General features: G+C 45.9%; 10 protein-coding genes. 4 read left to right on the top strand and 6 right to left on the bottom strand.

Translation table 11 applies throughout. The annotated features are described in order from the left end of the window. Positions 1-7 precede the first annotated feature (7 nt). Together KAI37_RS01335 and KAI37_RS01340 are read right to left on the bottom strand one after the other, a co-directional pair. Complete coding sequence (locus KAI37_RS01335; protein WP_220030586.1) at positions 8-2,290, bottom strand: glycoside hydrolase family 65 protein; 2,283 nt, start codon at positions 2,288-2,290, stop codon at positions 8-10. A 154-nt stretch (positions 2,291-2,444) separates the two neighbouring features. After that, positions 2,445-3,452: a LacI family DNA-binding transcriptional regulator gene (locus KAI37_RS01340; protein WP_076293832.1), complete on the bottom strand. Its 1,008-nt coding sequence runs from the start codon at positions 3,450-3,452 to the stop codon at positions 2,445-2,447. Positions 3,453-3,694: 242 nt separating this feature from the next. Between KAI37_RS01340 and KAI37_RS01345 the strand changes: the two genes are divergently transcribed. Both KAI37_RS01345 and KAI37_RS01350 read left to right on the top strand, forming a co-directional pair. Beyond that, on the top strand, positions 3,695-5,359 hold the full coding sequence (locus tag KAI37_RS01345; protein WP_071639134.1) for a PTS transporter subunit IIBC: 1,665 nt from the start codon (positions 3,695-3,697) through the stop codon (positions 5,357-5,359). A 5-nt stretch (positions 5,360-5,364) separates the two neighbouring features. Further along, entirely contained in the window at positions 5,365-6,186 is an 822-nt protein-coding gene (locus KAI37_RS01350; RefSeq protein WP_071639135.1) for an endonuclease/exonuclease/phosphatase family protein, read from the top strand. Positions 6,187-6,209: 23 nt separating this feature from the next. On the opposite strand, the gene KAI37_RS01355 is transcribed toward KAI37_RS01350, so the two are convergent. Both KAI37_RS01355 and KAI37_RS01360 read right to left on the bottom strand, forming a co-directional pair. Beyond that, on the bottom strand, positions 6,210-7,409 hold the full coding sequence (locus tag KAI37_RS01355) for an MFS transporter (protein ID WP_071639136.1): 1,200 nt from the start codon (positions 7,407-7,409) through the stop codon (positions 6,210-6,212). Positions 7,410-7,640: 231 nt separating this feature from the next. Beyond that, complete coding sequence (locus tag KAI37_RS01360) at positions 7,641-8,138, bottom strand: DinB family protein (protein ID WP_023986557.1); 498 nt, start codon at positions 8,136-8,138, stop codon at positions 7,641-7,643. A 318-nt stretch (positions 8,139-8,456) separates the two neighbouring features. Here KAI37_RS01360 and KAI37_RS01365 point away from each other — a divergent pair, with 318 nt between their 5' ends. Further along, positions 8,457-8,960, top strand: a complete 504-nt coding sequence (locus KAI37_RS01365; protein WP_220030587.1) for a MarR family transcriptional regulator — start codon at positions 8,457-8,459, stop codon at positions 8,958-8,960. A gap of 202 nt (positions 8,961-9,162) precedes the next feature. Here KAI37_RS01365 and KAI37_RS01370 read toward each other — a convergent pair whose 3' ends face one another. Together KAI37_RS01370 and KAI37_RS01375 are read right to left on the bottom strand one after the other, a co-directional pair. After that, positions 9,163-10,092 carry a response regulator gene (locus KAI37_RS01370; RefSeq protein ID WP_023986559.1) on the bottom strand — a complete coding sequence of 310 codons (930 nt, stop codon included), beginning with the start codon at positions 10,090-10,092 and terminating at the stop codon, positions 9,163-9,165. A gap of 5 nt (positions 10,093-10,097) precedes the next feature. Then, positions 10,098-11,402, bottom strand: coding sequence for a sensor histidine kinase (locus KAI37_RS01375; RefSeq protein ID WP_220030588.1), 1,305 nt, complete (start codon positions 11,400-11,402; stop codon positions 10,098-10,100). Positions 11,403-11,613: 211 nt separating this feature from the next. Here KAI37_RS01375 and KAI37_RS01380 point away from each other — a divergent pair, with 211 nt between their 5' ends. Beyond that, entirely contained in the window at positions 11,614-12,867 is a 1,254-nt protein-coding gene (locus KAI37_RS01380; protein WP_023986561.1) for a cation:dicarboxylate symporter family transporter, read from the top strand. Positions 12,868-12,874 lie beyond the last annotated feature (7 nt).

Here is a 12,874-nt window from a genome sequence, read left to right on the forward strand (position 1 = left end):
GCCCGATTTATGAAACGCTGTTCGTCATTAACGACTGCCCACTGGTAATGTGCGTTGGCTCTCCATACAGTTCCAGCGTCAGCGGTTCTCCGTCCAACAGGGTAATGATTACTTCATTTTCCTGTACGAGAATACTTAACAAGCGACCGCGGTAGTTGATTTTAAACGTATATTTGTTCCAGCCTTGAGGCAGGAAGGGGGAGAAGCTTAATGTTTCACGATACGTTCTCATCCCGGCAAATCCCTGTACAATCGCCAGCCAGCTTCCCGTCATGGAAGTGATATGAAGTCCGTCTTCGGTATCGTTATTGTAGTTATCCAGATCCAGACGGGCCGTCCGCTTATACATCTCGACTGCCTTTTCCTCCATTTTGAGTTCGGCAGCCAGCACGGCGTGAATGGACGGGGACAGACTGGATTCATGAACAGTCATTGGCTCGTAAAATGCAAAATTGCGCGCTTTTTCTTCCAGCGTGAACTGGTCCCCAAAGAAATACAGCCCTTGCAGCACATCTGCCTGCTTAATGAAGCAGGAACGAAGGATTTTATCCCATGACCATTTCTGATTTAGTGGAAGATTGCTGGGATCAAGGGAGGATACAGGCTGCAAATCCTTATCCATAAAGGTATCGTGCTGTACGAAGACTTCCCGCTCCTCATCATAGGGATAATACATGTGAGTGATGATATCCTGCCAATGTGCCAGCTCATCAGCCGTAACTGCCAGGTGCTGCGATTTCTCAGCCGAAATTTGAGGTAAGACCGATAATGTATATTTCAAAACCCATGCAGCCAGCGTGTTGGTATACCAGTTGTTATTGACGTTATTTTCGTATTCATTCGGCCCGGTAACCCCGTGGATCATATACTGCTGCTGGCTTTTGGAAAAATGAACCCGGTCGGCCCAGAAGCGGCTAATTTCGACCAGTACATCTATTCCATATTCCCGTAAATAGCTCAGGTCGCCCGTATAGTTGGTGTAGTTGTAAATGGCATACGCGATGGCTCCGTTACGGTGAATCTCCTCGAAGGTAATCTCCCATTCGTTATGGCACTCCACACCTGTAAAAGTGACCATAGGGTATAGTGCACCCCGTAGCCCTTGCTGGGCCGCGTTATGCTTGGCACCCTCAAGTTGTTGGTAGCGGTACAGCAGCAGATTTCGGGTTACATCCGGGTCTGCGAGCGCCAGGTACATAGGTACGGCATATGCTTCTGTATCCCAATAGGTGGCACCGCCATATTTTTCACCTGTAAAGCCTTTGGGACCAATGTTCAGACGGGCATCTTCGCCGTAGTACGTAGAGAACAGCTGAAAAATGTTAAAGCGTATTCCCTGCTGGGCCTCTGTATCTCCCTCGATTTCTACATCTGCTTTGTCCCAACGTCTGGCCCAAGCTGCGACATGCTCCTGCTTGATGGAGCTGTACCCTTTGTTCACAGCCTCCACGGCGATGCGTTCAGCTTGTGGAATCAGTGCGTCCTTTTCCATATCCCGTGAGGTGGTAACCGCCACAATTTTTTGCAGCTGGATACTGTCGCCCGGAGCGACGCTGTATTGATAGTGGCGTGCAGCATACAAAAAGCTCTCTTCCGTCGTCTGCTGATCCTGTCCCTCGGTCACAATACCCATGGTAGCGTTTACGGTAAAGCGCGGAATACCGAAGGGATTATCTATGGTTGTTGTGGACAGGCTGATGAATTGTTCTTGAACCTCTCGGGCCTCCTCCAACCAAAAAACCTCATCATAGTTCGTGTCTTCATTCTTCGTATTGCCGTCCAGATAGGGGACAAGCTCTATGGTTAGAGGCTGCTCGCTTATATTCGTAGCTTGGTAATCAATCAGGCATAGCTCACGAGTGGTGAGGCTCAGAAAACGCTCCGTAGTGATACGAACCTGATCATTCACGGTGCAGGTGCGTCGCAGGATACCCTGTTTCATGTCCAATTCCTGCACAAAATCGCTGATGTGTGCCGTAAATAAGTCTACTTCCTCTTGGTTTACGATCAGACTGATGCCGATGAAGTTCATGGCATTGATGACCTTGCCGAAATATTCAGGATAGCCGTTTTTCCACCAGCCGACCTTTGTTTTGTCGGGGAACCATACACCGGAGATATACGTTCCCTGATGATGGTCACCTGAATAAGCTTCTTCAAAATTGCCGCGCATGCCCATATAACCGTTGCCTATGGACGTTATGCTTTCCTGTAGTCGCATGTGTGTGCTATGTAGAGTGTGTGTTGTCAGCTTCCAACTATCTACGTCAAATAATCGGTTGTAAACCATGATTGTGTACCCCTCTCGGAAAATGAGATCGTTGTTTTAACGAAACCAGTATATGAGCGAGTTCAGTATATAGTGCAACCGTTTGCCCTGTCAACGCAAAAAAACTGATTTTATGGGTTTCCACAAAATCAGTTCTTGTTCATTCCTCAGAGAATCATAGTATCTGGCTGGACTCGCGTTCCACAATTCGGTGGGGAACAATGATGTGTTTGGTCAATTCTTTGGGGTCTTCGATTTTTTCAATCAGGCTTTTGGCTGCCTGATAACCTAGAGTGAAGATATCAATATCCACGGAAGTGAGAGGGGGATTCATCAGCTCAGCCAGCATTAGATTATTGAAGCTCACCATGGATAACTGTTCTGGCATGGACACGCCGAGCTGAGAAAGCATTTTCTGTACTGCCATGGCTACAAGGTCGTCGCTAACGATCATCGCGGTAGGCGGCGGGGTAGCCTGCAATAATGTGCGCATGTCCTCCAGATTAAATGGCTCCCTGACCACGTATTCCTTGGGTAGAGGCAAGCCCGCCTCTCGCAGCGCATCCTGGTAGCCTCGGAGTCTTTCAATATTCACGATCTGTTCATGATCACCGCCAACATAAGCAATGCGCTGATGATTCAGCCCAGTCAAATAACTGACCACATCTTTGGCAGCCTGGTAGTTATCGTTGTCTACATGGGTAGTTTCACTGACAAATTGCTGAGGCTTACCGATTACGGTGTAAGGTATTTTTTCTTTATGAAGATACTCCACGATGCTATCTTTTTGCTTGGAGTACAGAACAATATAGCCGTCAACACGTCCGGTCCGGGTCATCAGCTTCACGCGGGATAGCAATTCATCACTCGTTTTTCCTGTGACAATGGACAGTGTATAGTTGTGCTCATTCACCCATTCGCTGATCCCGCGAAGGCTTTCCGGAAAGAAGGGATTTTGAAAGATTGCCACATCCGATTCAGGCATAATAATGCCAATCGACTGTGTGACACGGTTAGCTAGACTCTGAGCTGAATAGTTGGGTTCATAGCCAAGCGCCTTCATTTCTTTACGGACACGTGCCTTGGTGGCTTCGCTGATTTTGGGGCTGTCTTGAATGACACGGGATACGGTGGAAGTAGCAACATTAGCACGTTTTGCGACATCTTTGATGGTTACTGCCATCGTCTTCGTCTCCTTTTGCTATCTCAAGCAGGAAATATTATGTTCTATCATACGATATTGCTCGAAAATCAACAAATTCGTGGCTTTTTCGAGTTTTTACATCATCATTAACCAAGATATTTACAATTAGGGTATTGCCAATAGAAAGCGATATCATTATAATAATTGTGCAACCGATTGCATAATGTTTATAGGGTACGAACAACGCTGTACATACTATAAGGGATGGAGATTGAAGGAGCATGAAAAAACTTCTATCATTTGATTTTTGGCAAAAGCTCGGGAAAGCACTGCTAGTGGTTGTTGCTGTCATGCCGGCAGCAGGGATTATGATTTCGCTCGGTAAAGTAGTGGCGATGTTGGCTGGCGATATCCATTTCTGGTTGACTGTCGGCGGGGTCATGGAGAATTTGGGTTGGGGTATTATCAATAATTTACACATTCTATTTGCAGTGGCGATTGGTGGTTCCTGGGCTAAGGAACGGGCGGGCGGGGCTTTTGCTGCCTTAATTGCCTTTATTCTCATTAATATTTCAACAGGAACGATTTTGGGTGTGTCCTCGAAAATGCTAACCCAGGAGGGTGCCACCACCCACACTCTTTTTGGTGCATCCATTCCGGTTAGTGGCTATTTTACCTCTGTCTTAGGGGCGCCTGCACTTAATATGGGTGTGTTTGTCGGTATCATCTCCGGATTTGTCGGGGCCGTGGTATTTAACAAGTACTACAATTACCGCAAGCTGCCAGACGCTTTAGCCTTTTTTAACGGTAAACGTTTTGTTCCTTTTGTCGTGATTTTATGGTCTGTCATCGTAAGTTTGATCATGTCTGCCATCTGGCCATTTGTTCAGGGGGGGATTAATCAGTTCGGTATTTGGTTGGCGACTTCGGGAGAGTCGGCTCCTTTTGTAGCGCCATTTGTCTATGGTACACTGGAAAGACTACTGATTCCTTTTGGACTTCATCATATGCTGACTGTTCCTATTAACTATACTCAACTTGGTGGCGTTTACACGACACTTACGGGTTCCGGGGCAGGTAGCGTTGTTGCCGGGCAAGACCCGCTGTGGCTGGCTTGGGCAAGTGACCTGAGTGCGCTTCGTGGTACCGATCCGACAGCCTACAATAGCTTGTTGGAAGGCGTGACGCCTGCCCGCTTCAAGGTAGGACAAATGATCGGTGGAGCAGGAATCCTTATGGGACTATCGGTGGCTATGTATCGCCGTGTAGACAAAGATAAACGCAGCAAGTACAAGTCGATGATCTTTTCGGCAGCCGCAGCTGTCTTTTTAACAGGGGTAACGGAGCCACTGGAATTCATGTTTATGTTCGTAGCGCCTGTGCTGTATGTGGTTTATGCTATTCTTACTGGTATTGCGTTCGGAATGGCCGACATCATACATTTGCGTTTACATTCGTTTGGTATGATTGAACTGCTGACCCGATTGCCGTTGTCTATAAATGCGGGTTTGGTGCAGGATATTATTAACTTCGTGCTGACTTGTGTGGTGTTTGCGGTAGCAACCTACTTTATCGCTTATTTTATGATCGGTAAATTCAAAATGGCTACGCCGGGAAGACTGGGGAACTATACGGATGAGGAGCCTCAGGGCACTTCCGAGGTGGGGAATACGAAGACAGATGGTGTGGCAGCTGTTTCCACTCAAAATCAACTGGCTACGGATATCATCAAGACGCTTGGGGGTGAGCAGAACATTGTCGAGGTGGACGCTTGCATGACCCGTCTGCGTGTGACGGTGAAGGATACAGATGCCGTTGGGGACGAAAAGACGTGGAAAGCACTGGGTGCCTTGGGCTTGATAAAAGTAGATAATGGGGTGCAGGCGGTTTACGGACCGAAGGCCGATGTGCTTAAATCAGATATACAAGACATACTCAACAGGTGATTACTTTGAAGTTGTTAACCTTAAATGCACATGCTTGGATGGAAGAAAACCAGCACGATAAGCTAAAGCAACTGGCTGCTTTTATTGATGAACAGCAGTTTGATGTCATTGCTTTGCAGGAAGTGAACCAGTCTATGGAAGAGACTCCTTTGTCGCCGGACGATTTGGGCGCCTACCATAGCGCAGATCCTGAGGTTGTCATTAAACGTGATAACTATGCTTATGTGCTGAACGGGCTATTGTCCAACGCCTATCATTGGACGTGGGCTCCCGCGCATGTTGGTTTTGCCAAATACGACGAGGGTTTGGCGATTCTGTCCAAAACGCCGATTACAGCTACGGTGAACGAATATGTTTCCTCGCTACAGGATTATGACAATTACCGCTCGCGTAAAATTGTCGGCATTCAAACTGTGGTGGACGGAGTACAGGCCTGGTTTGTCAGTGGACATTATAACTGGTGGAATGATGAAGAATCCTTCCGTGGACTATGGGATCGTACAACAAAAGTGCTAAATTCTTTTGCTCCGATTCCTGTGTTTATGATGGGTGATTTCAACAACGCGGCCGAAGTACGTGGAGAAGGATATGACTATGTACTGCAATCCGGCTGGTCGGACACCTATCCGAATGCAGCAGTACGTGATGAAGGCCACACGGTGATTAAAGCTATTGCTGGCTGGGAAAGTAACGCGGAGCCGCTCCGCATTGACTTTATCTTCTCCAATAAGAAAGCACAGGTTCAATCCTCAACCGTTGTGCTGAACGGGAAAACAGGACCGGTTGTATCGGATCATTTTGGGATTGCAGTTGAGTTGGAGCTGTGATGAAAAGAAAGGAGGCCGGTTGCTTATGCAATTGGCCTTTTTCTTATAGATTTCGACTTGAATCGAATGACATATTGGATAATTATAGCGATCAACACCAAAATCAAATTGTAGTAAAAGGGAGTGTTGATGCTAAACCGTTCCATGAGTGCACCTGCGATGATCGGAGACACAATGGCCCCCAATTCGGACAAAGATACGACGTTGCCGATAAATGAGCTTCTATTTTCCTCAGGAATAACATCCCCTAGTTGCGAGTAAAAGGAATCCAGATAGCTGGCTCCTCCTATACCTCCGATGAACATCCCCAAGTATACGATCCACGGTTCTGTGAACCATAAAAATAAGATAATTTCCATCATGATTAATAATAGACCGATGATACAAAGCAGCAAACGATCCTTAAGTAGATCAGATATTTTGCCAATAAAGGGTGCTGATATGAAGGTCGATATGCCGATAATTGTAAAAGCTAAGCTGATTTCTGCGGGGCTCCAATGGAGCTTGTAGGTTGCATATATGGAGAAGTACGTTAAAAATATTGCGAATGCACTCATTTCAAGAAAATGAACGGTAGAATAGACAAGTAACTGTTTCGTTAACATGGTTTTTTCTTTGGGTTTCAGAGGGAGAGAATGCCGTTCTTGTGGTTTTAAGGGAGAGTTAGCGAAAGTCATTCTTGAAACGGCAAAGAAGGATATACATGCAAAAATAGCAACGAAGTAAAACGGTACGGATAAAGAAAAATAGGAAACAATGACTCCACTTATAAGAGGGCCTAAAATCATACCGGCCCCTTCACTGCTGCTGATATATCCATTGAGCGTGCCTCGATTCTCTGCGGTGCTCATATGGTTGACCGTGACTCTTACAAAGACGGTTAGCCCTATAGCCACCAAGCCTTGAAGAAGTCTCAGTATGGATAGAATGATGAAGCTTGTAGCAATTGGAAACAGGAGCATACAAGCGATTTCGGCAATGAGTAAGCTCAACCCCAAGCGTTTTGCGCCGATCTTTTCATAAATTCGTCCTGCTAAGCCTCCACCAAGAAATCTTCCCACATAAAAAAGAGAAAATAAAATACTCATGCCGAGTACGGATATCCCGAATTGCTCTACATAAATAGCAAAGAGTGGAAGGATCATACTCCCACTCATGTTAGCAATAAGGCTGATCACGATCATACAGGCGATATTACGATTTAAATATAAGTGTCTCACCATAACCTCGAAACCTCTCTTTGATCTTGCATCATGGGAACCGTTATTCGGATTGCACCTGATTACGGATGAACGGTTTCAGGTCGAGTTAGCGGGTTCCCATATAGGGTACGCAAGCGAGTTCCTCGTGGTGCCTAAATCCCAATGCAATGATGGAGGTATAAAGCAGCAGATTGGGGAAATCCTTTTGTTTAATTTATGCTCTATTCGTATGACCAGGGCATGGTGTTGCCTTTAAGCGGGAAAGCCGCCTCCTGGTGGTGGCCAAGCTCCATAAATCCGGCGTAGCAGTACGATTTCACCCAAATGATATGAATTGTGGGAAGCGATATTCCGCAGTAGTCCTGCTTTCGTTTCACCTGGGAAATGAGCTAGTGAATCATCCAGTTGCGCGGTTTCGGCAATTTGCACAGCCTGATCTACGCCCTGTAAAAATTCGTTAATGACAGCCTGCCATGCCTCTTCGCTTTGCGGCCCAGTCTCTTCGGGCCAGCTTTCCATGACATTGCCCGGAAGCTGGGGCTTCCGTCCTTCCAAATGCTCCAGCATAAATTGCTGCCAGTAAATCATATGCTTCAGCAGTTGATAAATGCTGTAAGGCATTTCCGCGTTTTTCTTCCCTGCCAGTTCGACGTCAATGTCTGGCAAAGCCCGAGCCACACGAATATGCCCACGTTCCCCGACCAGTGATTTAACCAGTGCTTGACCGAATAATTGGTTGGCATCCGACATGTATAATCATCCCTTCTATGGAGAACTTGTTTCTAGCTTATTCTCATTTAGCAATTATACAATTATATTTTCCGAAATGAAAATACCCCCGTAGTTTGGAGAGAAACAGAAATGATTTAAAAAAACGGTTGATAATCATTCTCAATTGCATTAAAATAAAATTGTTTCAAAGGAAACAAAGTATAAACAACAGATATATTCTGTATATATACGGAAATGTTAAAGGGGAGCTTTCCGTATGCATATATTGTTTTCTATGAAACAAATGTCGGCTATAATGAAAGGAGGAGTATGCCAAAGGAGTGACTACTTGTTAGTATGGAGAAGGCGACATCGGTTCAGCATGTCTATGATTTGCTTATTAAGATGAATCACCAGCTGGAGCAGCATCAGCAAAGAGAGAGCATGACCTTTCTCGAAGAAATCCGCGAGCACTTTGATGGAATGACTTCGCTCAATATGACGGATGTGCACGTTATGGATTGTATTGGGAGGCATGAGCCGATTAATGTTACGACATTAGCGGATCGAATGGAGCTGAGCAAGGGTACAGTTTCGAAAGTCAGCGCCAAGCTGCTCAAGGAAGGCTGGATTCGCAGAACCCAGCTTAACGACAACAAGAAAGAAATTTATTTTCGGTTAACTCCGTTGGGGAAAAGACTCTTTCTTGTACATGAACGACTGCATGTTAAGGTACAGCAGCAGTTATTTGAATTTTTAGATCGTTACAGCTCGGAAGAACTGAATGTCTTGAAACGTCTGCTGTCCGATGGTGTAGATCTCTTGGAAGCTATGGAGTGGCAGGACAAGAGTCTGGATTAAAGGGATATCGAATCATCAACGATGGGCGCCTGTTTTATCTCCGAGTAATAGATACATGGGGAGATGCAGGTGCTTTTCTTTTAATGTCAGCATTTTGCATAATTCGATTCCCAACGCTCGAGGGTACAATATTTAGACGGACTAACCCGTTCTGATCTATATATTGCTGATTGTGAATACTCTTTGGATTTATGCAAAATGCTTAGTGTAATAGCCGTTTTGCTTCCATATAGAGCACCTGTACGAACTTTTTCGTATTAATGCGGGCTTGGGACAGTGAAGGCTCCACATTGTTTTGCAGCTCCAGCATTTTTTTGCGGATTTCTGTAAAATCAAAAAATTTGGATGCATAATTTTCAAATTTAGGATGGGTATAGTCGGTCAATCCGAGCGATACTATATGGCTTAGCGTCTGGAAAATAGCGCGGCGGACACGTTGCTCCGATGCTTTGATTTCCTTACTCAGCTCTACTGCTGAGGCTGAAGCCCCTAACCTTTTGGACGCTACATTGGCGAATATATCCTTCAACGGCGGGAACAGATAGGGAGATAGATTGCCTGTTTCCTCCTCATACTGGTCCAGAAATTCCAGCATGTCCAGTAAATCCATACTCCCGGCTTCGCCGATCATTCCCATTTCGGAGAGCAGAAACTGCCCGGAAGTTACGATGTTTCGGGTCGGTTCAATCGTTGCCGTTGGATTATTCGATGTGAACATTGACAACCCTTGAAGCGTGCGCTGGATATCCGTTATCGACTGCTGCATGCGCAGACGCTCAGCCACCTTATGAATAACTGCAATAATCTCCAGTCGATTCAAAGGCTTGGCCACATAATATTCAATACCGAGCGAGTACGCCTCGCCGATCATGTTTTTGGATTCGATGCGAGAAATCATAATGATTTTACCGCTGAATTGATCGCCGAGTGCACGCACGGTCTGAATGCCGTCACGAAGCGGCATCAGCAGGTCAATCAGCAATACATCAATCCGGTTCAGCTCCAGGAGGCCGCTATTCACGTAGGTACCATCCTCTGCTTCCCCGATGACTTCCCCTAGACCTTCGTCTTCAATAATATCTGCCAGCATAGAACGAATTCCCTGATCGTCATCCACAATATAAAAACGCATCCGGGCTATCTTCCTTTCTCCTTCAGTTTCCGTAAAGGCAATGTAATTCTAAAAGTGGTCTGTAATCTATCTGTATTCTCTTCTTCATCCTGTTGCAGTTCAATCGTTCCTTCAAGGCTCTCCGCGACCTCACGCACATAAAACAATCCCATACCGGTCGACGGCTGTCCTTCCTCATCATACTTGGTCGTATACCCCGGTGTGAAGACCATTTCCCGTTTCCGCTGAGGAATACCCGGACCGTTGTCGGTAACACTAAAGGAAGCTATATCCTCTTTTCCCGGGAGACAGCGAAGGGAAACGTCAATCCTTCCGTTGTCCTTCATTGCTTCAACCGCATTGGCTGTCAGGTTATTAATAAGTGTCAAAACGGTATAAACATGCAGCTTGGGTAACAAAGGATCGACATCTAGGGTAAAACGAATGGACTTGTCCAGCGATTGCGCGTATTTGCTGTTCGTTCGGATGATTAGCTCCCCAAGCTCTTGAGAAGCCATGTAATGCACTCCGCTTTCGGCATCAATCAGCTTGGACAAACCAGCAAAAATCCGCTGGCTGTCTTTTTTAATTTCGTGGACCTGTCCGGAAATACGGAGTGCCTGTCTGGCGTAATGTTCTCTGTCCTTCAGAGATTCATCCTGCTGCAGCTCACGGTACAGCTCGTAGCTTTCACGAGTGATTTGTTCTGCATGTGACAGCGTTTTGCCTAACTGGACCGACTCCTCATACAAGTCCGATACAAGGAGTAAAATTCGCTCTGTCTGCTGTCTTTGTGCCTCTTCATGCTGAACCGATTGATTTAACCGAATCATATTATAAAACCCAAGCACGAAGAAGCTGCGGATCATAGCCATGAAAGCTACTTTGCTGATCTTAATGATGTCCCAGAAATCGCCGTCAATGCTCCACCGGACGCTAAGTTCCGACACACTTGCGGCAACCTCAATCCCTACAGAGAGGATGCCCACGCGGAGCGCGCGGTAAGGCTCAGCATTAATGTTAAGGACCTGGAAGAGCAGCCCGTAGACCATGTAATAAAAAAAGGTAGGGCCGTGCAGTGTCAGCAACTCTTCAAAGGGAAGGCCGGGCTGAGTGTAATGATTAAGTAAGATGCGAAAGGCGACTACCGCTATCCCTGCAAACACTCCCGATAATGCAGGCGGTATATGACGAATAGATAACAGAAAGAAAAAAAATACAGGCGTGCCAAAGCTGAGACGAAATGTATTAGCGAACGGGTGAATATTCAGCTCACCTGCGAGCGGTACAAAGATAAGCATGAGCAGGAAAAGGAGCGTATTCAACTTCATCCATATTCACCTCCTGGGTATTCAGTCAGAAAGTCAATGTGAGCTAAATTCACAGGCTCGCCGTTAAATTTTGTGAATTTATAGAAAAAAATAAATGCAGCTGTAGATAATTGTCGTTTTTTATAGATCAGATTGTAGTATAAATAACATCATTTGAATATTAAGAACAGCATACTGCAAAAATATACAAACCAGCCAGGGGGGACACGAAGTGAAAAAGATTAATTTGACGATGCAAATCTTTATCGGTCTGGCTTTAGGTATTATTATTGGTGCCTTATTTTACGGCAATTCAGGGGTGGAAGTCTACTTAAAGCCAATCGGCGATATTTTCATTCGCTTGATCAAGATGATTGTCGTGCCTATTGTGATCTCAACGCTCATTATCGGCGTTGCCGGCGTGGGCGATATGAAAAAACTAGGTAAACTTGGCGGAAAGTCTATTCTGTACTTTGAGATTGTAACGACAATCGCCATCCTTTTCGGACTGCTTGTTGCCAATCTGGTTCGACCTGGTGACGGCGTGGACATGTCTCACCTGGCCAAGAGTGATATCCATTCCTATGTGGAGACTGCAGAGAAGTCAGGCCATAGCTTTATAGATACGATTGTGCATATTGTTCCTACCAATATTATTCAAGCTCTGGGCGAGGGAGATATGCTGGCTATTATATTCTTCTCCGTACTGTTTGGACTAGGGGTAGCGGCGATTGGCGACAAGGGCAAGCCCGTGCTGAATTTCTTTGAAGGCGTAGCCGACGCCATGTTCTGGGTAACCAATCAGGTCATGCGCCTGGCTCCGTTCGGAGTATTCGCACTGATTGGAACGACAGTGGCCAAGTTTGGATTGGCGTCGTTATGGCCATTATTGAAGCTTGTTTTGTCGGTGTACGGCTCCATGGCGCTGTTCATTGTGATTGTTTTCGGAATTATCGCCAAGCTTTGCGGTACCCGTCTCTGGACTATGATTAAAATTTTGAAAAGTGAGCTGTTGCTTGCATATTCGACGGCCAGTTCGGAAAGTGTTCTGCCTAAGATCATGGAGAAGATGGAGAAGTTCGGATGTCCTAAAGGAATTACTTCCTTTGTCATTCCGATTGGGTATTCTTTTAATCTGGACGGTTCCACCCTGTATCAGGCACTGGCTGCGATTTTCATTGCCCAAATGTACGGCATTGACCTGCCAATCACGACACAAATCACGCTGGTGCTCGTTTTGATTATTTCATCCAAAGGTATTGCAGGGGTGCCGGGTGCTTCCTTTGTCGTTTTGCTGGCTACACTTGGAGCAGTGAACCTCCCGCTGGAGGGTTTGGCTTTTATCGCTGGTATTGATCGCATTCTGGATATGGCGCGTACGGTAGTCAATGTATTAGGCAACTCGCTTGCCGCTGTGGTCATGTCCAAATGGGAAGGCCAATATGATAAAGAAAAGGGCGAGGAATACGTTGCTTCAATTAAATAAGATGCAA

It is taken from the genome of Paenibacillus sp. S25 (genome assembly GCF_019454085.1).
GTDB classification, from domain to species: Bacteria; Bacillota; Bacilli; order Paenibacillales; family Paenibacillaceae; genus Paenibacillus; species Paenibacillus polymyxa_B.